At 66.8% G+C, this 24,903-nt stretch carries 28 protein-coding genes; 13 read left to right on the top strand and 15 right to left on the bottom strand.

Going from position 1 to position 24,903, the window contains the following annotated elements:
- Nucleotides 1-71 precede the first annotated feature (71 nt).
- Nucleotides 72-449, top strand: a complete 378-nt coding sequence (locus BR47_RS0127310) for a heme-binding protein (protein WP_020098988.1) — start codon at nt 72-74, stop codon at nt 447-449.
- Between the two features lie 2 nt (nt 450-451).
- Nucleotides 452-2,023 (top strand): FAD-dependent oxidoreductase, encoded by a 1,572-nt coding sequence (locus tag BR47_RS0127305; RefSeq protein ID WP_051635050.1) that lies wholly within the window; start codon nt 452-454, stop codon nt 2,021-2,023.
- Between the two features lie 20 nt (nt 2,024-2,043).
- Here the strand turns inward: BR47_RS0127305 and BR47_RS0127300 are convergent, their stop codons facing one another.
- Entirely contained in the window at nt 2,044-2,382 is a 339-nt protein-coding gene (locus BR47_RS0127300) for a MerR family transcriptional regulator (RefSeq protein WP_020098986.1), read from the bottom strand.
- Between the two features lie 260 nt (nt 2,383-2,642).
- On the opposite strand from BR47_RS0127300, the gene BR47_RS0127295 reads away from it, so the two are divergent.
- The 4 genes from BR47_RS0127295 (at nt 2,643) to BR47_RS0127280 (ending at nt 5,510) form a co-directional block, all read left to right on the top strand.
- The gene (locus BR47_RS0127295) at nt 2,643-2,930 is read left to right on the top strand and encodes a hypothetical protein (protein ID WP_020098985.1); all 288 of its coding nucleotides are present in this window, start codon (nt 2,643-2,645) and stop codon (nt 2,928-2,930) included.
- Between the two features lie 300 nt (nt 2,931-3,230).
- Nucleotides 3,231-3,434 carry a hypothetical protein gene (locus BR47_RS0127290; protein WP_020098984.1) on the top strand — a complete coding sequence of 68 codons (204 nt, stop codon included), beginning with the start codon at nt 3,231-3,233 and terminating at the stop codon, nt 3,432-3,434.
- 78 nt (nt 3,435-3,512) lie between these two features.
- Entirely contained in the window at nt 3,513-4,781 is a 1,269-nt protein-coding gene (locus BR47_RS0127285; RefSeq protein WP_020098983.1) for a PucR family transcriptional regulator, read from the top strand.
- Between the two features lie 108 nt (nt 4,782-4,889).
- Nucleotides 4,890-5,510: a hypothetical protein gene (locus BR47_RS0127280; protein WP_020098982.1), complete on the top strand. Its 621-nt coding sequence runs from the start codon at nt 4,890-4,892 to the stop codon at nt 5,508-5,510.
- Nucleotides 5,511-5,530: 20 nt separating this feature from the next.
- Here the strand turns inward: BR47_RS0127280 and BR47_RS0127275 are convergent, their stop codons facing one another.
- From BR47_RS0127275 to BR47_RS0127245, 7 genes are read right to left on the bottom strand one after another with little or no spacing between them, the layout of a single operon-like run.
- On the bottom strand, nt 5,531-6,091 hold the full coding sequence (locus tag BR47_RS0127275) for a TetR/AcrR family transcriptional regulator (protein ID WP_020098981.1): 561 nt from the start codon (nt 6,089-6,091) through the stop codon (nt 5,531-5,533).
- 42 nt (nt 6,092-6,133) lie between these two features.
- The gene (locus BR47_RS0127270) at nt 6,134-6,676 is read right to left on the bottom strand and encodes a TetR/AcrR family transcriptional regulator (protein WP_020098980.1); all 543 of its coding nucleotides are present in this window, start codon (nt 6,674-6,676) and stop codon (nt 6,134-6,136) included.
- Between the two features lie 4 nt (nt 6,677-6,680).
- A complete protein-coding gene (locus tag BR47_RS0127265; protein ID WP_029121418.1) occupies nt 6,681-8,225 on the bottom strand; it encodes an acyl-CoA synthetase in 1,545 nt (514 codons plus the stop codon).
- Between the two features lie 2 nt (nt 8,226-8,227).
- Nucleotides 8,228-9,472, bottom strand: coding sequence for a cytochrome P450 (locus tag BR47_RS0127260; protein ID WP_029121417.1), 1,245 nt, complete (start codon nt 9,470-9,472; stop codon nt 8,228-8,230).
- Nucleotides 9,473-9,508: 36 nt separating this feature from the next.
- On the bottom strand, nt 9,509-10,483 hold the full coding sequence (locus tag BR47_RS0127255; protein ID WP_020098977.1) for a PDR/VanB family oxidoreductase: 975 nt from the start codon (nt 10,481-10,483) through the stop codon (nt 9,509-9,511).
- Nucleotides 10,483-11,901 carry a wax ester/triacylglycerol synthase family O-acyltransferase gene (locus tag BR47_RS0127250; RefSeq protein ID WP_020098976.1) on the bottom strand — a complete coding sequence of 473 codons (1,419 nt, stop codon included), beginning with the start codon at nt 11,899-11,901 and terminating at the stop codon, nt 10,483-10,485. The genes BR47_RS0127255 and BR47_RS0127250 overlap by 1 nt, the downstream gene beginning before the upstream one ends.
- Complete coding sequence (locus BR47_RS0127245; protein WP_029121416.1) at nt 11,901-13,280, bottom strand: aldehyde dehydrogenase family protein; 1,380 nt, start codon at nt 13,278-13,280, stop codon at nt 11,901-11,903. The genes BR47_RS0127250 and BR47_RS0127245 overlap by 1 nt, the downstream gene beginning before the upstream one ends.
- 187 nt (nt 13,281-13,467) lie before the next feature.
- Between BR47_RS0127245 and BR47_RS0127240 the strand changes: the two genes are divergently transcribed.
- A complete protein-coding gene (locus tag BR47_RS0127240; RefSeq protein WP_029121415.1) occupies nt 13,468-14,295 on the top strand; it encodes an SDR family oxidoreductase in 828 nt (275 codons plus the stop codon).
- A gap of 1 nt (nt 14,296) precedes the next feature.
- Here BR47_RS0127240 and BR47_RS0127235 read toward each other — a convergent pair whose 3' ends face one another.
- Nucleotides 14,297-15,508: an acyl-CoA dehydrogenase family protein gene (locus BR47_RS0127235; protein ID WP_029121414.1), complete on the bottom strand. Its 1,212-nt coding sequence runs from the start codon at nt 15,506-15,508 to the stop codon at nt 14,297-14,299.
- 43 nt (nt 15,509-15,551) lie between these two features.
- Nucleotides 15,552-16,268 (bottom strand): TetR family transcriptional regulator, encoded by a 717-nt coding sequence (locus BR47_RS0127230; RefSeq protein WP_029121413.1) that lies wholly within the window; start codon nt 16,266-16,268, stop codon nt 15,552-15,554.
- An 83-nt stretch (nt 16,269-16,351) separates the two neighbouring features.
- Here BR47_RS0127230 and BR47_RS0127225 point away from each other — a divergent pair, with 83 nt between their 5' ends.
- Together BR47_RS0127225 and rd are read left to right on the top strand one after the other, a co-directional pair.
- Complete coding sequence (locus BR47_RS0127225; protein WP_036427914.1) at nt 16,352-17,434, top strand: fatty acid desaturase; 1,083 nt, start codon at nt 16,352-16,354, stop codon at nt 17,432-17,434.
- A gap of 28 nt (nt 17,435-17,462) precedes the next feature.
- Nucleotides 17,463-17,645 carry a rubredoxin gene (gene rd, locus BR47_RS0127220; protein WP_020098970.1) on the top strand — a complete coding sequence of 61 codons (183 nt, stop codon included), beginning with the start codon at nt 17,463-17,465 and terminating at the stop codon, nt 17,643-17,645.
- On the opposite strand, the gene BR47_RS0127215 is transcribed toward rd, so the two are convergent.
- On the bottom strand, nt 17,633-19,564 hold the full coding sequence (locus BR47_RS0127215) for a heavy metal translocating P-type ATPase (protein ID WP_029121411.1): 1,932 nt from the start codon (nt 19,562-19,564) through the stop codon (nt 17,633-17,635). The genes rd and BR47_RS0127215 overlap by 13 nt on opposite strands.
- A gap of 83 nt (nt 19,565-19,647) precedes the next feature.
- Between BR47_RS0127215 and BR47_RS0127210 the strand changes: the two genes are divergently transcribed.
- Nucleotides 19,648-20,010, top strand: a complete 363-nt coding sequence (locus tag BR47_RS0127210) for an ArsR/SmtB family transcription factor (protein ID WP_029104663.1) — start codon at nt 19,648-19,650, stop codon at nt 20,008-20,010.
- Nucleotides 20,011-20,058: 48 nt separating this feature from the next.
- Nucleotides 20,059-20,493: an ester cyclase gene (locus tag BR47_RS0127205; RefSeq protein ID WP_029121410.1), complete on the top strand. Its 435-nt coding sequence runs from the start codon at nt 20,059-20,061 to the stop codon at nt 20,491-20,493.
- On the opposite strand, the gene BR47_RS0127200 is transcribed toward BR47_RS0127205, so the two are convergent.
- Genes BR47_RS0127200 through BR47_RS0127185 form a run of 4 tightly spaced genes read right to left on the bottom strand, consistent with a single transcriptional unit; the run spans nt 20,490 to nt 23,847 of the window.
- The gene (locus BR47_RS0127200; RefSeq protein WP_029121409.1) at nt 20,490-21,491 is read right to left on the bottom strand and encodes a cation diffusion facilitator family transporter; all 1,002 of its coding nucleotides are present in this window, start codon (nt 21,489-21,491) and stop codon (nt 20,490-20,492) included. The genes BR47_RS0127205 and BR47_RS0127200 overlap by 4 nt on opposite strands.
- Nucleotides 21,488-21,889: an ArsR/SmtB family transcription factor gene (locus BR47_RS0127195; protein ID WP_020098965.1), complete on the bottom strand. Its 402-nt coding sequence runs from the start codon at nt 21,887-21,889 to the stop codon at nt 21,488-21,490. The genes BR47_RS0127200 and BR47_RS0127195 overlap by 4 nt, the downstream gene beginning before the upstream one ends.
- 47 nt (nt 21,890-21,936) lie before the next feature.
- Nucleotides 21,937-22,722, bottom strand: coding sequence for a bestrophin-like domain (locus tag BR47_RS0127190; protein ID WP_020098964.1), 786 nt, complete (start codon nt 22,720-22,722; stop codon nt 21,937-21,939).
- Between the two features lie 57 nt (nt 22,723-22,779).
- On the bottom strand, nt 22,780-23,847 hold the full coding sequence (locus tag BR47_RS0127185) for a DUF7159 family protein (protein WP_141772196.1): 1,068 nt from the start codon (nt 23,845-23,847) through the stop codon (nt 22,780-22,782).
- A 364-nt stretch (nt 23,848-24,211) separates the two neighbouring features.
- Here BR47_RS0127185 and BR47_RS0127180 point away from each other — a divergent pair, with 364 nt between their 5' ends.
- Both BR47_RS0127180 and BR47_RS0127175 read left to right on the top strand, forming a co-directional pair.
- Entirely contained in the window at nt 24,212-24,595 is a 384-nt protein-coding gene (locus BR47_RS0127180; RefSeq protein WP_020098962.1) for a heme-binding protein, read from the top strand.
- Nucleotides 24,595-24,891: a hypothetical protein gene (locus tag BR47_RS0127175; RefSeq protein WP_029121407.1), complete on the top strand. Its 297-nt coding sequence runs from the start codon at nt 24,595-24,597 to the stop codon at nt 24,889-24,891. The genes BR47_RS0127180 and BR47_RS0127175 overlap by 1 nt, the downstream gene beginning before the upstream one ends.
- The last annotated feature ends 12 nt before the right edge of the window (nt 24,892-24,903 follow it).

The following is a 24,903-nucleotide window of genomic DNA, read 5'->3' as shown; positions in this document are numbered from 1 at the left end:
ACCGGTGCCTGGCGGATGCCGTCCAACCGATCTGCATCCAGTCGGCAACGAAACACAGAGGAGGACATGCCATGACGCTTCGATTCACCAGCCTGACCCCGGTACTGGCCGCCGTACCGCTGTGTCTGAGTCTGATCACACCCGCGACGGCGATTGCGGAAGCCGACTGCAGCCCGGAATCCGTTGCTAATACCGTCAGTTCGGCCACCGGAGCGGCCAGCAATTACCTGACAGCGCATCCCGATGCCAATCAGGTTGTGGTGGCGTCATATTCGCAGCCGCGGCCGATGGCGTCGGCCGATATCCGGGCGTACTTCACGGCCCACCCCCAGCAGTATCAGGACCTGCGTGGAATCCTGGCGCCGATCGGTGACACGCAGCAGCGGTGCAACGTGACGGTGCTGCCGCCCGAATTGGCTTCCGCCTACGCCGAATTCATGGCCGGTTAGGCATGGCGGTGACCGGACCTCCGAATGGTTGCCACCGGACCTCGTTGTGGTTGGCCGACCGCGAGATGTCGCCGACTTCGCCGCCGTCGCCGGAGTCGACGGACCTCGCGTCGCCCGCCGACGTGGTCGTGATCGGCGCCGGCATCACCGGGCTGACGACCGCCGTGCTGCTGGCCCGAGCGGGCAAGAACGTCACGGTTGTCGAGGCGCGGCATGTGGGTGCCGGCACAACCGGCAACACCACCGGCAAGTTGACCGTCTTGCAGGGCAGCAAGCTGGCGCGCATTGCCGCCAAGCACAGCGCGGATGTGTTGCGCGACTACGTCCGCGGCAACGCCGAGGGACGTGATTGGCTGGTGCGCCATTGCGAGAACCATGCGATCCCGTGGCAGGCCGAACCCGACCACGCCTACGCCCAGACGTTCTCGGGTGTCGCCACCGCGCGTGACACGTTCAGCGCCTGCCAGGAAGCGGGATTGACGCAGGCGCAGTGGGTCGACACCGCCGATGTGCCGTTCCCGTTCCATGGCGGCGTGCGGCTACCGGAACAGGCACAGGTCGATCCGATGCCTCTGCTGAACAGTCTGGCGGTCGAATTCGAAGCCCACGGCGGCACCCTGCTGCAGGGCGTCCGCGCGGTGTCGGTGGCCGACGACGGATTGGTGCGCGTGGCGCTGCAGGCAACGCACCCCACGGTTGATGCCGCGGGGTCCAACATGTCGGTCACCGCGCACCGGTGCATCCTGGCGACCGGAACACCGATCCTGGACCGCGGCGGCTTCTTCGCGCGGCTGACGGCGAAACGCTCCTACTGCATGGCTTTCGACGTCGCCCGCGAGGCGACGGGCGGCATGTTCATCTCGGTCGATTCCCCCACCAGGTCGGTGCGGTACGCGCCATCCGCGAGCGGCGAAAAACTCATCGTCGGTGGCGCCGGCCATCCGGTGGGCCGCGCGCACACACCCGCCCACGACGTGGCCGAGCTCACCAAGTGGGCGGAACTGCACTATCCGGGTGCCCGTCCGACACACTTCTGGTCAGCCCAGGACTATTCGCCCATCGATGAGTTGCCGTACGTCGGCCCCCTGCTTCCGGGTTACGAAAAGATTCGGGTGGCAACAGGTTTCGACAAGTGGGGCCTGACCAACGGTGTTGCGGCGGCGCTCGCCCTCTCGGCGCAGATACTCGGCGGCCACATCGAGTGGGCTCGCGCGTTCGCCAGTTGGAGTCCGCACGAACTGCGCGGCGTGACGGCCGCGCTGCGCGCGAATCTCGAGGTCGGACTGAATCTGGCCAAAGGCTGGATCATGCCGCTTTCCGCGTCGCCGGACGGGATCTCCGAAGGCGCCGGGGTGGTCAGTGGACCCCCGTGGCAGCTACGCGCCGAAAGCCTGGTCGACGGGGAACAACGCACCGTGTCGGCGATCTGCCCGCACCTGGGCGGCGTGGTGCGGTGGAACGACGCCGACCGGGCCTGGGAGTGTCCGCTGCACGGTTCGCGGTTCGCGCCGGACGGTCGACTCCTGGAGGGGCCCGCCACCCGAGGTCTCGCGGCGAAAACCCAGGCACGATAACCGAGCTGGTCAGCCGCCCGTCACTTCGAGCGGTTGCGCCGATCGGCCGCGCTGCGCAGTGCGCTGTTGTCGTCTTCCAATTCGAGGATCCTGCTGATTCCCGCGATGTTCACGCCCGAGGCGACCAGGGCGACGATCCGCCCGATCCGGGCCACGTCGTCGGCGCTGTAGCGGCGGGTGCCGCCGTCGGTGCGCGCCGGTGTGAGAAGCCCGTGCCGCTCCCACAGCCGCAGTGATTGTGTTGGGGCACCGGAGAGTTCCGCGGCGACCGTGATCCCGTACACCGCATGATCGGATGCCGGGCCCGCGGCAGCGGGTCCTGCGCTCGGCGGCACCAGCCGGCGATCTGCATCGTTCATGAGATTCCCTGTTCCACTACTTGCATTGAATCACGCATTGGTGCTATATAGAAATCTATGTCAGTTGCCATAGATAAACTACCTTGAGTTGAACAGGCGGTAAAGGAAACGACGGTTGAGGTGACCGCCGGAGGGCCTGGCCTTCCGGCTGAGCTGACGAACATGAGCTTGTGTGCCAGATCTGGGCTGGATTTGACACACAAGCTCAGTCTCGGCGCCCGAATCGGTCATCAGCCTCAGGAACGGCTGGAGCACAAGTGATGTCAGCAGAGAAGCAGGAAATGCACCTCGCGTACGTCGAGCGCATCGGCGCAGCTCATCAGGCGCTGCGCGCCGCCCAGCGTGAACTGCGCGAGGCTGTCGAGGCGGCACATGCCGCCGGCCACACCTGGGACGTCATCGCAACGGCGCTGAGCGCCACCGCATCTCCCTCGACCGACATGTCCGACGACATCCCCACCATCGACGACGTCGTTCAAACGGTTCTCGGGATCGACCGCAAGGCCGGACCACCAGACCACCAGGACTCCGTCGCCGGTCTGCAGTAGCAGCCGGTCGCGACGCCACGTTGCGTTTCGTCGGGTTCGGACACGTCGGAGGCCTTCGGTTCGGTTGCTGCCGTCACCATCAATTGTCGGCGCGGCGCGCCGGAATGGGGGCCACCCGCGGAAATTGATGCCCCTTTGTTCGTCAGGGACAACGATTCGGGCCAGATCGCCAAAAGATTGTCTCGGCGGTACCTGGGTCGCCGCGTGCCCGCGCCGTACCGTTCTGGTATCAGCTTCCCCGTTGAGAAAACTCCAAATATCAACGGAACAAATATATTTCATCAATCCAGGAGCACAGCCATGTTCGAGCCCGCCTTCATCTTCGACGCCATCGTCCTCTTCTCCATCGGCCTGTGGCCGCTGCTGCTGGTCGTCGGCGCCGCCGGCGTCCGCTGGTTCAACGCCCGCCGCAGTGCCGCCGCTGCCGCCGTCCACTCGGTGGCGTTGCCGCACGTCGCCGCGCCGGCCCGCGCGCGCACCCTGGCCTACGCCACCGGCCAGTAACAAATTGACGATCCAGTCAGTCGCGGGTCGCGCCCGCATTCCCAGATAGGCACGCCCGCCAAGCCATAGAGTCGGGCGATGTCGCGAAGCCACGACACCGGGACACTCGCCGCCGAGACCGCCGCGATGATCGTGGATCGGTTGGGCGACAAGCTGCCGGCCACGACCCGTTCGATCCAGGAATTGCTGGCTCAGGAGCGGTCCGAGATGGCCGGTGACGGCGAGTTGATGGAGCTGCTCTACGACGCCGTGCAGGGCAACCTCGAAGCCTTCTTCCCCGCCATCCGCCACGGGATCCCCATCGACCGCATCGAACCGCCCACGGCAGCGCTGGAACACGCGCGCCGGATGGCGCAGCGCGGCACCGATGTCGACGAGTTGGTGCGGGCGTACCGCCTCGGTCACCACAGTGTCCTCAAGTTGATCCTCGATGAGGTGCGGGCGGCGCAGCTCGACGCCGAGCTGGGATGGCAGGTCTTCGAAGAGATCGCCGCCAGCTCGTTCACCTACATCGACCAGGTCTCGCATCAGGTCGTCAACGCCTACCAGGTCGAGCGCGACCGATGGCTGGCCAATCGGAACCAGATGCGGGCACTGCGCGTGCGCGAGGTGCTCGACGGCGGCGATCTCGACATCGACGAGACGACCGACCTCATCCGCTACCCGCTGCACCGGGTCCATCTGGCGCTCATCGTGTGGTGTGCGGAGCATGCCGACGGCGACGAACTGGACGTCATGGAGCGGTTCGTGACCGATCTGGCCGCCGCCCTGGGCGCGCGGGAACGCCCGTTGTTCGTCGCATCGGATCAGGTGACCGGATGGGCCTGGATTCCGCTACCGGCCGGCGCCGACGATCCGGTGGGTCAAATCCGCGCGTTTGTCCGGTCCCGCCCGGACGCGCCATGGCTGACCGTGGGAAACCCGCTGGGCGGGCTGCGCGGTTTCCGCGACTCACACCGTCAGGCCGTCGCCGCCAGGACGGTCGCGATGGCGCCGGGCGCCCCGCCACGGCCGGTCACCGCCGCCGATGAACCGGGCCTCGTGGTCGCAGCACAGTTCAGCTCGGACCTCGAACATGCCCGATCGTGGGTCGGCCAGGTGCTCGGCCCGCTTGCCGCGGATACCGACAGCGATGAACGGCTGCGGGAGACCCTCCGCGGGTTCCTGCGCAACAGCTCCAGCTTCAAATCCAGCGCCGACGAGCTGCACCTGCACGTCAACTCGGTGAAGTACCGGGTGCAGCGCGCCATCGAGCGCCGCGGCAGACCGATCGAAGAAGACCGCATCGACGTGGAAGTCGCACTGCTGCTTTGCCATTGGTTCGGCGCCGCGGTTCTCGCTCCTTAACGCAACCTGTGGATTCCGGCAAAGTCCATACGCCATCGGGGTCGACAAGGGACGCTGTGGGGAGAACGAGCAGCGCCACGGGGCGCTGCCGCAACCGAGGAGCGCCTGGTGTACGCACGCTCAACCACGTTTCAGGCCGAGCCGGCGTCGATCGACGCGGGCGTTGCGTACATGCGCGACACCGTGCTGCCCGCACTGGAGGAGCTGGGGGCCGCGGGGATGTCACTGCTGGTGGACCGGCGCCTGGGGCGCTGCATCGCCACCAGCTCCTGGGAGTCCGAAGCGGTGATGCACCTGACGGCGCATGCCGCCCGTCCCCTCGGGGAACGCGCGGCAGAGCTGCTGAACGGAACCCGGAAGGAGATCAGCGAGTGGGAGGTCACGGCGCTGCACCGCCGCCACCGCTCGCCGGAGGGCGCCTGCCTTCGCGTTGCCTGGTTCTCCGTCGAACCCCATCAGGCGGACCTGCTCACCGACTTCTACCGGACGCTGGTCCTGCCGCCGTTGGAGAAACTCGAGGGATTCTGCAGCGCCAGCCTCCTGCTCGACAAGCCGTCCGGACGCGCCGTTTCGTCCGTGACGTTCGACAGCGCCACGGCGCTGGACAACAACCGCGAAGAGGCCAGCGCGCTCCGCACCGAAAAGCTCGCCCAGCTGGGCGGCAGTCTGGTCGACATCTGTGAGTTCGAACTGGCCATCGCTCATCTGCGGGTGCCGGAACTCGTCTGACGCACCGCCGGTCGGCCCACTCAGGGCGCGGTGGTGTGTCCGATCGCGCGATAGACCATCTGCTCGTACTCGTTGAAGACCCGGTTGAAGTCCTTTCGAGTGACCGGCGACCGCCATTGCTGCAATCCGACGAGCAGGGTGATGCCCATGATGGCGAGCGTCTCGGCTTGCCGGCGGGTAGCCACCGCCGGCCGGAGCAGGTTGGTCAGGATCTCGACGCGCCTGGCGTCGACCGCCTTCTGAACTTGGGCCACTTGCGAATTCGCGTGCGCCCAGCCCCGGATCGCCGCCTCGGCATCGTGCGGCAGTTTCGCCGTCAGGGTCTTCATCAGATGAACCCGCGTCGCAAGATCCTCTGGCACGTTGGACAATTCGGCGATCCGCTCGGTCTGGGCGCGCTCCCAGTACGCGAGGAACTCCGTGACGAAGCCGTCCATGCTGCCGAAGTATCCGTAGAACGAGCCCGACGTGACGCCCAGCGATTTGCACAACGGAGCGATCTTCAAGCCGGCCACCCCGGTCGAGGCCAGGATCTCCATCGCGGCGTTGAAGTAGTCATCGCGCGTCACCGACAGCCGCACTCGCCACACCTTTCACTCACGCAGTGCCCATCGTAAGGGAACCTATATTTGGTGCGCCCTCACCATGGTTTCGAACTGCTCGAACAGGCTGTCGCGGTCCGCGGCTCCGGTGTCTGAAAACAACTGCTGGTAGCCGATCAACAGAGCCATGGCGACTTCGGCGAGGCGACCGCAGTGCTCCGCCGGCACGAGCTTGCCGAGGATGGCTGCCAGGGCTGCGCCACGTTCGATGTCCAGTCGATGCTGGAGCTGCGCCGCGACGGCACGGCGCGGGGCCCAGGCGCGCAGTGCCGTCTCGGCATCGTGCGGAACGATGTCGAGAAGCTCGCGTAACCGGGCCATGATCGCCTCCGACGTGTCATCGGAAGCAGCCAACTCGAGTAGGCGCCGGTTCGGCTGCGACAGCCGGGTCGTCAGGAGCCGGGTGACGAACTCGTCGAGACTGGCGAAGTAGCCGTAGAAAGAGCCGGTGGTGACCCCCAGGGCACCGCACAGGGCGCCGACTTTGATGCTGTCCGGGCCCTGCGTCGCCAACAGTTCCACGCCGGCGTCGAAGTAGTCTTCGACACCGACGATGCGTCGCATCCCGTCATCCCCTCGCCGGCGCCACGTACTGCTGAACGAGCTTGCGCTTGACCAGTTTTCCCGTCGGGGTACGCGGCAGGCTCTCGACGAAGTCGACGGTCTTGGGTGTCTTGAACGACGCGACCTTCGCCCGGGAATGTTCGATGAGTTGGGCCGCCAGCTCGTCGCTGGCGTCAACTCCGTCACGCAGCTGGACGACCGCTTTAACCTGCTGTCCCATGGCCGGGTCCGGAACCCCGATGACGGCGACGTCGAACACCGCCGGGTGCAGCGCGAGGGCGTCCTCGACTTCCTGCGGATAGATGTTCACACCGCCGGAGATGATCATGAACGACTTCCGGTCCGTCAGAAAGAGATAACCGTCGGCATCGACGTAGCCGATGTCGCCCACCGTCGTCCAGTTGTCGTGCGCCGGGTGCTCGGCATCCTTGGTCTTGGCCGGGTCGTTGTGGTACTCGAACGGACGCACATCGCGCTCGAAGTACACCAATCCCGGCTCACCGGTGGGCAATTCCGCGCCGTCGTCACCGCAGATGTGCACCGGGCCGAGCATGCTCCGGCCCACCGAACCGCGCTTGGCCAGCCACTCGTGCGAGTTGATGACGGTGAAGCCGCAGGCCTCCGTCGACGAGTAGTACTCGACGAGAATCGGCCCCCACCAATCGATCATGGCCTGCTTCACATCGGGTGGGCACGGCGCCGCGGCATGCACCGCCAACCGCAGACTCGAGACGTCATAGGACGCCCGGGCGTCGTCGGTCAACTGCAGCATCCGGACGAACATGGTCGGCACCACCTGGATGACCGTGGCCCGGTACTGCTGGACGGCGTCGAGCGTCGTCTCGGCCTTGAATCTCTCCAGCACCACGACGGTGCCGCCATGCGCCTGGATCGCGCCACACCAGCGCAGGGGCGCGGCGTGATAGATCGGCGCCGGAGAGAGGTAGACGTCGTCGGCCATCACACCGAAGGCGGAGCCGAGCAGCCCCGTGATGGGATCGCCCGGCTCGTCGACCTGGATCGGCAGCAGTGGCGGCTTGATCCCTTTCGGGCGCCCCGTGGTGCCCGACGAGTACAGCATGTCGCTGCCGCGGGGTTGGTCAGGCAGGGTCCGGTCACCGGCTGAGGCCAAAAGGTCTGCGTACGAATCAAATCCGGCGAGGTTGTCGCCGAAGCTGAAGGCATGTCCGACGTTCGGGACCAGGGCCCGCACCTGCTCGGCCAACTCCCCCAACCGACCCGCGGCGATCAGCACCTTGGCACCGCAGTCGTCCACGATGTAGGCGGCTTCCTCGGCGGTGAGGTGGAAGTTCACCGCGGTCAGGTACAGGCCGGACCGCAGTGCGGCCCAGTAGATCGTGAAGCACTCGGCAGCGTTGTCGCTCAGCATTGCGATGACATCGCCTTTGACGAGGCCGAGATCGGCCAGTGCGACAGCGAGTTGCCGTGAGCTGTCGTCGAGTTCGCGATAGGTGACGGTGCGCCCCGACTCGGCCATGATGACGGCCGCCTTGTCCGGCATCGTCAGCGCGTGAGTTCCCGGGAACATGGTCAGCCTTCCCGGGTGCCCGGCGTGAAGCGCACCGGCATCGAGGTCAATTCGTTGGAGAACGTCGAGACCAGCCGGGTCACCGGTCCGGTGATCTCCATGTCCGGGATGCGGCGCAGGAGTTCCTCGAACAGCACCCGCAATTCCAGGCGCGCCAACTGATTACCGAGGCAGAAGTGTGCGCCACCGCCGCCGAACGCCATGTGCGGCATCTTCCCGCGCGACACGTTGAAGGTCTCGGGGTTCTCGTTCTTCTCCGGGTCACGAGAGCCGGCCGGGTACCAGAGGCATACGCGCTCACCCTCTTTCAGCGGGTGTCCGCCGACGACGGTGTCCTCGGTGACGGTGCGGGTGAAGTAGATGACCGGGGACACCCAGCGCAGCATCTCCTCGACGGCACCCGGGATCAGTTCCGGGTCGTCGAGCAGCTTCTGCCGTTCGGCCGGATTCTCGATGAGCGCCCGCAGGCCGCCCGAGGCGGTGTTGCGGGTGGTGTCGTTGCCCGCGAACATCAGGATCGCGAAGAAGAACGTGATCTCGGCTTCGGACAGCCGCTCACCGTCCACCTCGGCCGCCAGCATCCGCGACAGCAGGTCCTCGCCGGGGTTCTCTTTGCGCGCCGCGGTCAGCGCCGTCAGGTAGCCGCCGATCTGGATCAGGGCGCCCATGCCCATCTGGGAGTCACCGGTGGCCGCCGCGCGGGACAGCATGTTGGTCCACTCGAACAGCTGTCGGCGGTCGTCCTGCACGACACCGAGCATGTCGGCGATCACGATCAAGGGCAGTTCGATGGCGATCTCCTCGACGAAATCACATGTACCCCTTTCGATCACGTCGTCGATGAGCCGGGCGACCGTGGCGCGGACCTCGGCCTCCATCTGCCGGATCATGCGGGGCGTGAACACCGCCTGCACCACCATGCGCTGCTGGGTGTGCCGCGGCGGGTCCATCCCGAGGATGACTTCGCGCAGGGCTTCGATCGGCGCGGCGCCCCGGGAGGCCGTGAAGAAGACCCCGCCCCGCGCCGAGGAGAACAGCTGGGAGTTGCTGCTGATCGCCTGGATGTCGTCATATCTGGTGAACGACCAGAAGCCGGGTTCGTCGGCGTCCGTCAGTGCGTTCCAGTGCGGGCCGGGCTCTTTGCGCATGCGGGCGAACAACTCGTGCGGCGGTCCGTCCTGGAAATACGACAGGTCGGTGAGATCGACTGTGGCGAGGTCGATGTCGGTAAAGGTCTCGGTGCTCATGGTGGACTCCCTTGCTTGTTGGTGCTGATGTCGAGGTCAGAGGTCGAGGATCAATTTCTCGGAGCGCGAATGCGAAACGCAGGGCAGGATGACGTCGGCCGCGGCTCGCTCGGCCTCGGTCAGCAGCGAGTCGCGGTGGTCGGGGATGCCCTCCAGGACGGTGGTCCGGCAGGTGCCGCAGACGCCTTCACCACAGGAGGACATGATGGGAATGCCGGCGTCCTCCAATGCCTCCAGCATCGGCACGCCGTCGGACACCTCGACCGTGACTCCCGACTGCCGGCACACCACCTGGTAGCTGTCCAACGCCTCGGCGAGCGTCTCGGCAGACGGCGCCTGCGCCGCGAACCGCTCCACGTGCAGGCTGCCGTCCGGCCAGTGGGCGCAGTGCTTTTCGACCGCCGCGAGCAGCGGCTCCGGTCCGCAGCTGTAGATCACGGTGTCGTCGGCCGGTTCTGCCAGCACGGCCGCCAGGTCCGCGAAGCCGCCGCGCTCGTCGTCGGCCCACACCGTCACGCGGTCGCCGTAGGTGTGCTGCAATTCTTGCTGGAACGCCATGGTCGACCGGGTGCGGCCGAGGTAGAGCATGGTCCAGTCGAGGCCCGCACGCTCTGCGCTTTCCGCCATGGCCTTCACCGGTGTGATGCCGATGCCGCCGGCGATGAACAGGTATTTCGGTGAGTCGACGAGCCGAAAGTTGTTGCGGGGACCGCGAACCCGGATGGCAATGCCTTCGTGCAGATGCTCGTGCACATGCTGCGAGCCGCCCCGGCTGTTCGGGTCGAGCAGGACGCCGACCTGCCAGCTGCGGACCTCGCGCGGATCACCGCACAGCGAGTACTGGCGCACCAGGCCCTCGTCGAGCAGCAGATCGATGTGAGCGCCTGGCTCCCATGCGGGCAGCGCGTGGCCCTGCGGATCGACGAGCTCCAGGGCCACCACCCCGTCGGCCGCGTTTGTTCGCCGCCGCACCACCAGTTCAGCGGTGAATTCGTCGGCAGTTGCTGTCATCACTCCGGAATCCTTTCTGCGTTCGCCAAGGCGGACAGGTCATCCAGTTCGCGGCGGAAGTCCGCGATCAGTTCCCAGGCATCCGGTAAAGCCTTGGCGTCGCCGACGATTCCGATGTCGAGGCCATCCTGATAGCTGACGACGGTGATGTTGAGAGCGAAGCCGTCGAACACGACGCTGCCGGGGTAGGCCGCCAGGAGCGGTGCGCCGGAGCAGGTCATCCGGGTCGGCGACCCCGGCACGTTGGAGATCACCAGGTTGATCGGCGGGCGCGAGAAGCGCGATGAGATCAGGTCCATCAGGGCGCGTGCCGCGAAGCCGAACAACGGCACGGGAATCGGGTCGTTCACATCACTCAGCAGGGTGTCCGGAGCCTCGCTGGTGCGATGCTTGGCCTGCGTCATGGTTTCGTGTGCGTACGAAAGCCGTTCTCCGAGTTGGGAAAGATGAACCGGCACGGGCGCGATGATGGAGCTGATCGCGTTGCCGAAGCGGTCCTGCGCATCGGGTGACCGCTTCGACACCGGAATGTAGGCGACCAGTGGCTGCGCCGGTACTTCGCCGGTCTCGGTGAGCCGGCGCCGCAATGCCCCTGCACACAAGGCGATCACCACGTCGTTGACGGTGATTCCGAAATGCGTCTTCAGTGCCTTGATCTCACCGAACGGAACCGTCCCGAACGCCACTGTGCGCTCGCCCGAAAGTTTCACGTTGAACCGTGTCCGTGGCGAGTGCAACACCTTCGCGTCGCCGTCGCGCCGGATCAGCTGCGCCAGGGTCTGCACGCCCGGCAGGGCGCGGATCGCCGGAACCTGGTCGAGGTTTGCCAACGTCTCCGGTGCGGACAGCAGTGCCCGCACCCCGCGGACCGGGAGTGCGGCGAGCCCACGAGTGGCCAGCTCCAACGGATTCGGCTCGGCTTCCGGGCCTCGCGTCTCCAGCGCCGGTTCGTCGTCGCTGTCCATGATCGCGGCCAGGACCTCACTTGCCGCGATTCCGTCGGCGGCGGCGTGGTGCAGCGTGATGACGACCGCGGTACGGCCGGGAAGTCCATGGATCACGTCCAACCGCCACAGCGGCTTGTCGCGGTCCAATCGCGTCGACAAGATGCGGGCCACCGCATCTCCCAGCATTTCGTCGGTGGCCGGCGCGGGTAAGGAGGATTCGAAGATGTGCTCGTCCAGATCGACGTCGGTCTCGACGAACACCGGATGGTCGAGTCCCAACGGGACCGTCACGACCTTCCAGTGCAACGGAGGCAGCCGGTCTATGCATGCCGCCACCCGGCTCTTCATCGTCGCGGCGGTGATGGTGGTGTCGTCGACGGTCTCGAACAGCGCGAGGCCACTGTAGTGGGCTGCGAAGCGGTCATGTTCGGCCGCCAGGAACTGGGCATCCAGGCTCGAAAGGCGGCGCATCAGAACACCTTTCGCATGAGCTTCATGGCCACCCGGCCGTAGGGCGGGTAGAACAGCGTGGGGTCCGGGCTGCTGCGCTTGGCCAGCACTGCCCGGCGGTGACTCATCGCTTCGAAGCCCCACCGCCCGTGGTAGGCACCGATCCCGCTCGGTCCGACACCGCCGAACGGCAACTGCGGCACCATCACGTGCATCGCGATGTGGTTGACAACCGCGCCACCGGACGGGACCGCGTCGATGATCCGCCGCGCCTGCGATGTCGATTCGGTGAACACGTACAGCGCCAACGGTTTCGGCTTGGCGTTGACGTATCGGATGGCCGCGTCGGCCGAGCCGACCCGGACCACCGGCAGGATGGGACCGAAGATCTCCTCGGTCATGACCGGGTCATCCGCCGCGGGGTCGATGATGACGGTGGGTTCGATACACAGGGTCGATCGGTCTGCCGCGCCACCGGTCACGACGGTGCCCGTGGTCGAGGCGATCAATCCGACGAGCCGGTCGAACTGCCGGTCGTTGATGATGCGCTGCGACTTCGTCTGCTCCGCCGACCGGAACCGTTCGATGTTCTCCGCGATCTTGGCCACGAGTTCGTCGGCGATCGGCCGTTCGGCCAGTACGTAGTCCGGGGCGATGCAGGTCTGCCCCGAGTTGAGGAGCTTCACCCACGCGATCCGCCGGGCCGCGACGTCGATGTCGGCGTCCGCGGTGACGATGACGGGGCTCTTGCCGCCGAGCTCCAGCGTGACCGGGGTCAGCGTCGGGGCCGCCCCGGCCATGATCTTCTTCCCCACCTCGGTGCCGCCGGTGAACAGGGCGTGATCAAACCCCTGCGCCAGCAGCGCCTGCGTGGCGGCTCCGTCGCCTTCGACGACCCAGATCGCCTCGCGGTCAAGGTATTTCGGCAACAGGCGTGCGAGCAACGCAGAGGTCGACGGAGCGAGTTCGGACGGCTTGACCACGGCGCAGTTGCCGGCCGCGACGGCCGCGACCAGCGGTCCGACGCTGAGATAGAAGGGGTAGTTCCACGCCCCGATCACCAGCACCACGCCGAGCGGGTCGTACTGCACCCAACCTTTGCCCGGCCATTGACTCAGGGGCAGGCCAACCGAAAGCCGGCGCATCCACTTCTTGAGATGCTTACGCGCATATGCCGCTTCGGCCCTGGTGGACGCGATGTCGGCGAGCCACCCGTCGAACGCGGGACGTCCCAGGTCGGCGGCGAGTGCTTCGACGATCTCCTGCTCGCATTCGTCGCACATCCGCTCGATGCCACGCAACTGCTCGAGCCGCCAGCCGATGTCGCGAGTGCGGCCAGTGGCGAACACCTCACGCAGCCCGGTGACTACAGGCGTTTCCTGCTCTGTTGAACCCATCATCCGCTTCACCAATTTTCGTGTGCCGAAGGCCGTTGAGAGTGCGCACGCGAGCGGTCTACTCCATGTGACCAGGCCGGCGTGGTATTCGAAACATAACTTAGGTTACATTCGAGCGTCAAGACCTCTTGCGCGTCAAATGTAGGTTCATTTACATTCGAGGCATCACGACGAACTCGAGGAGCAAGCCATGGGCGCCACTTCCCTACGTGGACGACGCATCGCGATCACCGGCGCCGGCCGCGGCATCGGCCTGGCGACCGCCAAGGCGTTGTACCGACGTGGCGCCACCATCGTGATCGGCGACCTGGACAGCGAGTCGGCCGTCGCGGCCGCGGGCATCGTCGGCCCGGGCACCGAGGGCCACCCCGTCGACGTCTCCGACTACGAGTCGTTCGCCACGTTCCACAAGGAGGCGACCGCCCACGCACCGCTCGACGTCCTGATCAACAACGCCGGGATCATGCCCATCGGCCGCTTCCTCGAGCAGCCGGCCGACCGGCACCGGCGCGCCGTCGAGATCAACGTCATGGGCTGCATCAACGGCATGCACTTGGCCCTGCCTGCCATGGTCGAGCGCGGGTCCGGCCACATCATCAACATCGCCTCATCCGCAGGGAAGACTCCGGTACCCGGCGGTCTCACCTACTGCGCCACCAAGGCCGCCGTCATTGCGCTCACCGAGACCGCGCGCGTCGAATACGCCGGCACGGGAGTGGAGTTCACCTGCGTGATGCCGTCGTTCACGAACACCGAACTCATCGCCGGGACCGCCGGGCTGAAGTTCATCCCCACCGCGCAACCCGACGACGTCGCCGAGGCTATCGTTGCCGCGGTCACGCGGCCGACCGCAGATGTGTTCGTGCCCAGGATCATCGGGCCGATCCTGCGCAGCCAACCGCTGATCGGACGCAGGCTGCGCGACGTCGTCAACCAGCGACTGGGCGCGTACCGCACGTTCCTCGACTTCGACCCAGCAGCGCGCGCCGCCTACCAGCACCGCATCGACGAGTCCTGACTCAGCGGATCGTAAGACCCGTCACCGCCCGCGAGATCACCAGCCGCTGAATCTCACTGGTGCCCTCGAAGATGGTGAAAATCTTGGCGTCGCGGTGCATCCGCTCGACCGGATAGTCGCGGGTGTACCCGTTGCCGCCGAGAATCTGAATCGCCTCGTCGGTCACGTACACGGCAGTCTCGCTGGCCACCAGTTTCGCCATCGAGCCCTCGGCGTTCTCGAACGGCACATTGTTGCGCGCCATCCAGCCGGCCCGCCACACCAACAGGCGGGCGGCGTCGATGCGGGCCTTCATATCCGCGAGCTTGAACGCGATGGCCTGGAATTCGCCGATCTTCTTGCCGAATTGCTCACGCTGGCAGGCATATTCGAGGGCATACTCGTAGGCGGCCCGGGCCACCCCGACCGCCATCGCCCCGACCGTCGGACGGGTCCGCTCGAACGTCTTCATCGCAGCCTGGCCGCCCGCGGACACACCTGACTTCACCCGAGCCACCCGGGCCTCGAACTTCTCCCGGCCGCCGAGGATCGCGTCCTCCGGCAGCCGCACGTTGTCGAGCACCACCTCCGCGGTGTGTGACGCCCGGATGCCGTGCTTCTTGAACTTCTGCCCCTGGGACAGCCCCTTGGTGTCCGGCCCGATGACGAAGCTGGCCTGGCCGCGCGACCCGAGTTCCGGGTACACGGACGCGACCACGATGTGGACGTTGGCGATGCCGCCGTTGGTGGCCCAGGTCTTGGTGCCATTGAGCACCCATTCCCGGGTCGCCTCGTCGTAGCGAGCCCGGGCTCGGATGGACCCGACGTCCGAGCCCGCGTCGGGCTCGGATGAACAGAAGGCCGCGACCTTCGGGTCCGCGGCCGAGCCGAACATCTCGGGCAGCCAGCGACCGATCTGTTCAGGAGTTCCGTTGCCCGCCAGGGCCGCCGCGGCCAGGCCGGTACCCATGATGGACAGCGCGATTCCGGCGTCTCCCCAGAACAATTCCTCGAACACGGTCAGCATGCCGAGCCCGCTCGGTTCGGCAGCCTGGGTGCCGAACAGCTCCGGTGAGTACAGCCCGATCTTCGCCGCTTCCTGGATGATCGGCCACGGCGTCTGCTCCCGTTCATCCCATTCCGCGGCGGCAGGGCGGACGACCTCGGCGGCGAACTGGTGTACCCAGTCGCGCACCTCGATGACGTCATCGCTGAGCTGTAGTGAGAATGTCATGTCACTCCTGTTGGTAGTAAACGGGTTTCAGTTCCGCGAAAGATCAATCGCTCCGCCACGCGGTGGCACCGACGTTCAGATACCGAATCTGGCGCTCGAGCATCGCGGCGGCCGCGTCCAGATCGCGCACCGTCGTCTCTTCGTCGAGTCCGCGCGCGATGACCTCGAGCATCGAGTCGATGCCGGCGAGGATCGTGGCCATCAACATGCTCGACAGCATCTCCACATCGCCGACGCTCCACGACCGGATGGGTTCGAACCGGGCCATGTAGGTGGCCAATTGACTGGCGTACAAACGGATCTCCGACCGGATCTCGCGCCGGAGCACCGAATGCCCGGCCGCACGTTGGCGCGCCAGGAACGCCAAGTGCGCATGGTCCCGCGAGACCACACCACGAAGCGCCTGCACCCCGACGTGGATGGCGCCACCGGACGAGTCGATGTCGAGCGTGGCCATCTCGCCCATGATCTCGCGGAGCGTGCGGAACGTCTCATGGATCACTGCGAGGCCGAGGTCGTCGAGCGACTGGAAATAGCGGTAGAACGCCGACGGCGCGACACCCGCCTTACTGGCAAGCTGCCGCAGGCTCAGCGCATCGAAGCTCGACCCGTTGCCGGTCAGTTCCAGCGCCGCCGTCATCAACGCGCGGCGGGTGTGCTCGCGGCGCTCCTGCTGCGTCCGACGCCCATGCCGATCCCGCCCGTTGCCGGAGTCCGCCTCGACAGATAGAGAGCGTTTGTTCTCTGTGTTGCCGGTCACGAATCCAACTATAGCTATTGACCTCGCCATATCGGCAACCATATCTTACGGAACATTCGTTCTCTAACTTGAATGGAGAGATCATGGCACGCATCGCAACCCGCCTACCCGGCGAGCGCAACCTGGCCGACGAGGACCGCAACCGGATCGCCGCGATCCGGGGCGAGCTCATCCGCATCGGCAACGGCTGGCGGGAACGCCATCCGTTCCTCACCGCCCACCAGGACGGCGTCGGGATGGCGATCTTCCTGGCGTCGATCGCCGGCGTCCTCGTCGACGCCGCCCTCTACGCGGCCGGCATCCTGCCCTGGTACGCGACCATCCTGATCACCGCGTTCTGGCTGTCACTGCTGCACGAACTGGAGCACGACCTCATCCACTCGATGTATTTCCGGCAGAACCGCCTGGTGCACAACGTGATGATGTTCGGGGTCTGGTTCTTCCGGCCCAGCACCATCAATCCCTGGATCCGGCGGACGCTGCACCTGCACCACCACGAGGTCTCGGGCACCGATTCAGATCTCGAGGAACGGGGCATCACCAACGGCGAAGGCTGGGGCAGCCACCGGCTGCTCAGCCTGCTCGACTCGATGCTCGGCATCTACACCAAGCCCCTCCGACAGCGCGCCATCGTCACCGCCTACATCAAGCACGAGGCCCGCTCCCCCGAAGAGGCACGCCAGCTCGCAGCCAAGACGCTCGCCCTGTACTTCCCGCTCGGAACCATCCACTACACGCTGTGGCACCTGTTCATCGGTGTGCACGTCTACGAATTCGTCACCGGCAGCGGTATTTCCGGCAGCTGGGTGACGGCGCTGAACTTCGTGGCCGTCACGCTGCTGGCGCCGAACGCGGTGCGCACGTTCTGCCTGCACTTCGTCAGTTCCAACATGCACTACTACGGCGATGTCGAGGAGCACAACGTGATGCAGCAGACCCAGGTCTGGACGGCCAAGTGGCTCAAGCCGTTCCACGCCCTGTGCTTCAACTTCGGCGAGACCCACGCCATCCACCACTTCCTGGTGCGTGACCCGTTCTACCTCCGCGAGGCGATCAAGCACGATTGCCAGAAAGTGCTGCGCGACAACGGTGTCCGCTTCAACGACTTCGGCACCTTCGGGCGGGCCAACCGCTTCAGCCTCGCCCCGGCGCACGTCGAGCCCTGACCACACCACTTCTCCGAACGGACACACCATGACCGAGACCCAAACCGCCCAGCTGTGGATCTGCGTGCGCTGCGGCATGATCTACGACCCCGCCGACGGCGACCCCGACAGCGGAATCGCCCCCGGCACCGCGTTCGAGGACATTCCTGACAACTGGGTGTGCCCCGTGTGCGGGGTCAGCAAGGACGAGTTCGTCCCCTACGAGGACTGAGCCGCGCGCCAGGCACCACGCCGGAGCAGCCGCAGTCCGTTGAGCCCGACGATGATCGTCGAGCCTTCGTGACCCGCCACCCCCAACGGGAGGGGCAAGGTGCCGACGAGGTCCCAGACGACCAGCACCGCAATGAAAGTCGCCGCGATGGCCAGGTTGGCCATCACCACGCGGCGGGCGCGCCGCGACAGTGCCATCACCGCGGGGATGGTGCGCAGGTCATCGCCGATGACGACGGCATCCGCGGTCTGCAGGGTCAGATCCGATCCAGCGCCGCCCATCGCCACGCCCAGGTGCGCCGCCGCCAGCGCGGGCGCGTCGTTGATGCCGTCGCCGACCATGACGAGCCGATGGCCGTCGGCCTGCAAGTCCCGGACGGCCGCCACCTTGTCGTGCGGCAGCAGGCCGGCGCGCACCTCGGCGATGCCCACCTGACCGGCCAATTGCCTTGCCGCCGCGGCATTGTCACCGGTGAGCAGGACCGGGGTCTGCCCCGTCAGGGCGGCGACGGCGGCGACCGCGCCGTGGGCGTCGGGGCGAAGTTCGTCGGTCATGCCGAACACTGCGACCGCACGACCGTCGACCGCCATGACGACCGCGGTGCAACCGCGCTGCTCCAACTGAGCCACCGCCTCGTCGCTTTCCGTCGACGGTGAGGACACGGTGATCGGGTGTCCGTTCACGGTGGCCCGCACGCCGCGGCCCGGTTCGGCGGCGAAATCGGCGACACGCGGCAGGACCAGTCGACGCGCCTTCGCCGCACGGACGATGGCCGCGCCCAGCGGATGTTCGCTCGGATGCTCGGCGGCCGCGGCCAGCGCCAGCACCTGGTCTCGTGTGAAATCAGCTGTCAGTAGCCGAATCTCCGCAAGTTCCGGCGTCCCCCGGGTCAACGTTCCGGTCTTGTCGAACGCCACGCGGGTGGCGGTGCCGAGCTGTTCCATGACCACCGCCGACTTGACGAGCACGCCGTGGCGCCCGGCATTGGCGATCGCCGCCAACAATGGCGGCATCGTGGCCAGCACCACCGCGCACGGGGACGCGACGATCATGAAGGTCATGGCCCGCAGTAGCGCCTCCCGCACGGAGTCGCCCGCGAGCAGCGGGATCACGAACACCGCGAGGGTGACGACAACCATCCCGATCGAGTAGCGCTGCTCGACTTTCTCGATGAACAGCTGCGTGCGGGCCTTGGTCTGGGACGCCTCTTCCACCAGCGCCGCGATACGCGCCACGACCGAGTCGGCGGCCCGTCGGTCGACCCGAATCTGCAGTGCCCCGGTGCCGTTCAGCGTGCCGGCGAAGACCTCGTCGCCGACGGCCTTGTCGACGGGCAGCGGTTCACCGGTGATGGTCGCCTGATCGACCTCGCTGGCGCCGTCGAGCACCGTGGCGTCCGCGGAGATGCGCTCCCCCGGGCGCACGAGCACCACGTCGCCGACCGCCAGCTCACTGGCCGGCACGACGTGCTCGCAGTCGTCGGACAACCGGGTCGCGGTGTCGGGCGCCAGATCCAGGAGACCGCGCACCGAGTCCGCGGTCCGTGCGGTGGCCAACGCTTCCAGTGCGCCGGAGGTCGCGAAGATGACGATCAACAGGGCGCCGTCGGTGACCTGGCCGATCGACGCCGCACCGATCGCGGCGACGACCATCAGCAGATCCACGTCGAGGGTCTTCTCGCGCAGCGCCTGCAGCCCCGCCAGTGCCGGTTCCCAACCGCCGGTGACGTAGCAGGCCAGGTACAGAGCCCACCACGTCCACGTCGGCCCACCGGCCAACTGCAGCACCAAACCGGCCAGGAACAACACCAAAGCTGCTGCCGCCCAGCGCATCTCGGACAGATCAAACCACCTGCGGCGTGACGGTGCCACCGCCGCGGCGACCCTCTCCGGGCGAGCAGCCTGAATCACCGTCGCCATGACGCACCTCGCGAACACATGCAGCCAACGTTATCAGAACAAATGAATACGTCTTCATGTGTGCGCCCTAGTACACTACAACGGTGGGACATGGTGTCGAGGGACGTGATCGCCCAACCGGGCGGCTCGACGCTGACGCCGCAGCCCAGGTCGCCACGACGCTGCAGGCGCTCGCGACACCGAGCCGGTTGATGATCCTCACCGAGCTACGCCAGGGCGCTCGCTCCGTCACCGACCTCGCCGACGCCATCGGACTCGAACAATCCCTCGTCTCCCACCAACTCCGGCTGCTGCGCAATCTCGGGCTGGTGACCGGTACCCGGAGCGGCCGCAGCATCGTCTACACCCTGTACGACAACCACGTCGCGCAACTGCTCGACGAAGCCGTCTATCACAGCGAGCACCTGAGACTGGGGCTGGCAGACCGCACAGGCAACGCGGGCTGAGGGCCGGGTGGGCTCGCGAACCGTTGCGCCACATCGCAAGGAGGGTCCATGTCCACGACACCCACGAGCACCAATGTCGCGACCTTCGAGCGATTCCACTGCAGTTGCAACAGCGGAGACATCGACGACATCGTGAGCACGATCGACGACGTCCTCCTCCCCGACGCCGTGGTCCACTCCCCGCTCGCGGCCGGTTCCGGGCCGGACACCATGAAACGCATCTGGACCCTGCTCCTGCGCGCCTTCCCTGACATCCACGTCGTGGTCGAAGACATGGTGGTCGACCACGACAAGCTCGCCTCACGCCAGACTGTGACCGGGACACATCTGGGCGAGTATCGCGGACTGGCGCCGACCGGGAAAACCGTTGTGTACGAAGAGATGTTCATCATCCGGTTTGCCGAGGGACAGATCGCCGAAGTCTGGGGTGTCGTCGACACGTTCGCCCAACTACAACAACTCGGCGCCATCGACAGGGGCTAGCGCGCGGGGTACGCGTGGATCAGCGCCGTCGTGAGCTTGGGTACGGCGTGCACCAGACGATGCTCGGCGTCGTGGGCGATCTGGTGGGCCTGCGCCAGGCTCAGCTCGGGATCGAGGTCGAGTTCGACGTCGGCGTGCAGGCGATGCCCCAGCCACCGCATGCGCACGCTGTGCACCGACCGCACCCCCGGTTCGGCTGCCAGCGACTGCTCGGCGGTGTCGACGAGCGCCGGGTCGACACCATCGAGCAAGCGGCGGAACACATCTCGCACCGCTGTGCGCAGCACCGCCAGGATCGCCACCGTGATGATCAACCCGACGATCGGATCCGCGAGCGGATATCCGAGGGCCACTCCGCCGGCGCCGAGCACCACGGCAAGTGACGTGAAGCCGTCGGTGCGTGCGTGGATGCCGTCCGCGACCAACGCCGCCGACCCGATCTGCCGCCCCACCCGGATGCGGTAGACCGCCACCGTCTCATTGCCGAGAAATCCGACCAGTCCGGCCAGCGCCACCCACCCCACGTGGTCGATGACCTGCGGATGGATCAACCGCCGTATCGCCTCATAGCCGGCGATGACCGCCGACAGCGTGATCATGCCGACCACGAACAATCCCGCCAGGTCCTCCACCCGGCCGAAGCCATAGGTGTAGCGGCGGGTTGCGGCCTTGGCGCCCAACGCAAATGCGATCCACAACGGCACCGCGGTCAGGGCATCGGAGAAGTTGTGAATCGTGTCGGCAGCCAGGGCCACCGACCCGGACGCCGCCACGATGGCGATCTGCACGACTGTGGTGAGGGCCAGCACCAGCAGACTGATCTTGACCGCCCGGATGCCGGCGGCGCTCGATTCCAGCGCGCTGTCCAGGCTGTCCGCCGCGTCATGCGAATGCGGAGCGAACAACCCGCGGATCGCCCCCCACCCACCGTGGGAGTGGCCGTGGTCGTGCGCATGGTCGTGGACGTGGTCGTGGTCGTGGTGGTGGTGCGCGCTCATCGTCGGCCGCCCTTGCGCACAGCGGTGTCGGCGTCGAGCCTCCGCACACCGGGATCCTGACGATGATGTGCCGGCACCCCGGGACCCGCGTGCTCGGCGTTGTGCACGGCGTCGACCACCAACTGACGCACGTGCTCGTTCTCGAGGCTGTAGAAGATCGTCGTACCGGCACGTCGCGTCTGGACCAATCGCGCCATCCGCAGCTTCGCCAAATGCTGCGACACCGAGGGCGCGGGCTTGCCGACGCGCTCGGCCAGTTCATTGACCGACAGCTCGCATGCGCTCAACGCCCACAGCAGTTGGACGCGGGTCGGGTCGGCGAGCATCCGGAACACTTCGGCCACCAGACGCACCTGGTCGTCGGCGAGCGGCGCCGGCACCTGGTTATCTGCATTCATACGCAGATAATAGACCGCCGGCCGCCGATCGGCCCGCGGAGCGACGCTCAGCTACCGCGGTCGACCAGGTCGAACACCTTGACCGCATGCGAAAACGGCTGCGGGGTAACGCCTATGGGGCCGAACGGATGGTCGAGGGTGTAGATGACGTACAGCAGCAGTGACAACAGGATGGCGACGGCGCCGACCAGTACCGCGTGCGCACGGGCGTTCTCCAGCCGCATGAAGCACGTCAGCAGGATCAACACCGCCCCGCCGAAGATCAGGGCGCACCACAACAGTGCCGGGATGCGCTGGTGGGAATTGAGGATGCGCTCGCTGCGGTCGGAGGCCAGCACCGTCAGCTCGCTCAGGAACTGCGAATCGATCGGACTCGCGCTCGGCCCCGAACCATGCGTTCCCACAACGCGATACAGCTCGCTGAGCGCAGCGCGGCCGTTGTTGCTGATGTCGGCGAATTCGTCCATGCCCCAGGCAGGGCCCTGCACCGCGGCGGCGTACTTGCGCAGCTGCTCGCGAACCTGCGCCTGCTCGGGTTGCGGCATCGCGACGGTCTGGCGATACAGCGTCGTCAGCGTCGATGCTTCGTTGGCGACATTCGTCTCCGCACTGAGGAACTGCTGCCAACCGACGACCACCGTGAATCCCAGGAGCGCCCCGTAGACGAGGCCCACGACGGTGAGGAACGGGGACAGGAACGAGTTCTGTTCCGGGCGCGCATCCCGGGCGATGATGCGTCGCGTCACGAACACACAGCCGACCGCCACGCAGACCGCCCCGCCGACGACCAAGGCGAGCATGAGCCACGCGCCGAACACTCCGAGATCACCCATAGTGGACCAAGCATGCCAAGCTCGCCGAGGGCTTGCCAAGCAATCTCCGCAAACTGCCTAGAGCACGAAACCGCACAACACGACGCAGTTGTCCGGCGCTTCGGCAACTTGCGGCGGCGCCGGAACCGCGGGCTCGACGGCTAGCGGCGGAACGTGCGGCGCGCGGCCTTCGGGCACCCCGGCGGACGTATCGCTCTGGTTCTGCTTCTGGTTGACCGCGGGCGCATCCGATGCCGGCGCCGGCACTGCGGACGGCTCCGGCTCAGGCGGAATCGGACTCGGACTCAGCTTCGGCGGCGCTTGCACAGCAGGCGAGGCGGGTACGTGTGCCGGTGCCGGCGTGGGCGATGGGCCGGCAGAGCCGAGAGGCATGGTCGCGACAAGAGCCGAAACCAGCACCATCGCCGCGAGCGCCACCGGTGTCAGCCAAACCGGCTTCCTGGCAAGGCGTTTGGGGCCAGGCTCGTCCACACCCGCGGGAGCTGCGTCGCGAGCCGAGGCCAACGCGGCACCACGCGCGAGCGCCAGGATCGAATCGGCATCCGAATCAACGCGAATGTGGTTCGACAGTTCCGCAGCGACTGAATGCACGTGCTCGTCGGCGCCGACGAGCACGAGCCGCCGAGACCGACTGTCGAGTCCGCCGAGGACCTCGGCCAGCCAGTCGGCCGCGTCGTCGTCATACAGTCCAACCGCAACGGCGGCCCGAGGTTCGCCGGTATCCGCGACAACGGCGTGACCCCGTAGCCCGTGCTCCACATCCGGTTCCAAGACGCAGACAACCGTGTCGGCATAATCGGAATCGGACACCAGCGCCGAGCCTGCCGATGCCAGCGGGACCGGCAGCAGATCGACATCCAGCTCGGCCGGCAGTCCGCTGAATCCGGCGACATGACCGTCGGCGTCGGCGGTCCAGGTGACGGCGACCGAGCGGGCGCGGCAGCCACGTTTGGCACCCTGCGCGTAGATGCGGCGCACCGCGCCGGCCAGTTGAGCGCCCGCCGATCGCCGGTCATCGAAGGACACGGTCACGCCGTCGGCAGCGGCGTGGGGCGCCTCATCGCCGGACGCGAGCGTGATGCCCGCCGTAGTTGCGGTGAGCGCAACACCGATCACAGCATCCATGGACCACTCCTCGTCACTCACCGCGTTTGCCGAATGCCTCGGCAATCGGTCAGCGCGTTACGTCCGCTCATCAGAGGAACGCACCGGCACCGGACGTACATCCGGTTTGCCAATACATCGTTCTTGACGGTGAATCGTGTTTCCCATAGTGAAAAACAACACACCACGAGTTAGCCAGAATCGGCCTTGACGGCGCGCGGCAGCGCCTCCGCCAGTGGGTCCGCTGAGCTGCAACCACGCAGGGCGGTCACGATTCCGATTTGCCGGCCCAGAAAATGTCGCCGGAGTCAATCCGCCTGCTACAGTCCGGCTGTGTCGGGTGGTCGATCCGCCCGGAAAAGGCACTGTGGAAAGGAATACGGCAATGGCCTTCACCAAATCGGTCGCCCAGCGGGCGGTCGTAGCTGCCGCAGGAGCCGCCATGGCCGTCATGGCCGCCGCCCTGCCGATGTCGGGTCAGGCGATGGCCGCCCCGACGGCGCCCAACTGCACCCCCGCGGACTTGGCCGGGGTGGCTTCGGGTGTCGCCGCTGCCGCGTCCGCCTACCTGTTCACGCACCCGGACGTCAACGACTTCTACGGCAGCCTGCAGGGCAAGCCGCGCGATGAGGTCGCCAACGAAGTCCGCACGTTCTTCAACGCAAACCCGCAGGCGCACAGTGAACTTCAGGCAATCCGTCAGCCCATGACCGATTTCCGTGACCGCTGCGGCCTCGAGCAGCCCGACCGTCCACTGCTGGGCGACTGATGCGTACCGTCTCGCCGCGCCCCCGGCTGATTGCCGCCGCGCTGGCCGCAGCCGCCGTACCCGGATTGATCGCGGTCGTCCCCGCGGGCACCGCCAGTGCAGATGTCTGCTTCGGCGCCGGACGACGCATCACGGTCAGTGGATGTACCGACTTCGGCGCGGTCGCGCCGTATGCGCCGCCGCCGGCCTATTACGCACCGCTGCCCGAGGACATGCCGCCGCCACCGCCGCCACCGCCGGTTCAGGGCTGCGTCGGCTGGAACGGCCGCTGGGTCAGCGCCAACACCTGCCGCTGAGCCCGCACCCGC

The sequence above is a fragment of the Mycobacterium sp. UNC410CL29Cvi84 genome (assembly GCF_000686745.1).
Lineage (GTDB): Bacteria > Actinomycetota > Actinomycetes > Mycobacteriales > Mycobacteriaceae > Mycobacterium > Mycobacterium mucogenicum_B.
The sequence above is the reverse complement of the archived record's forward strand: the minus strand, read 5'-3'. Positions and strand labels throughout refer to the sequence as shown.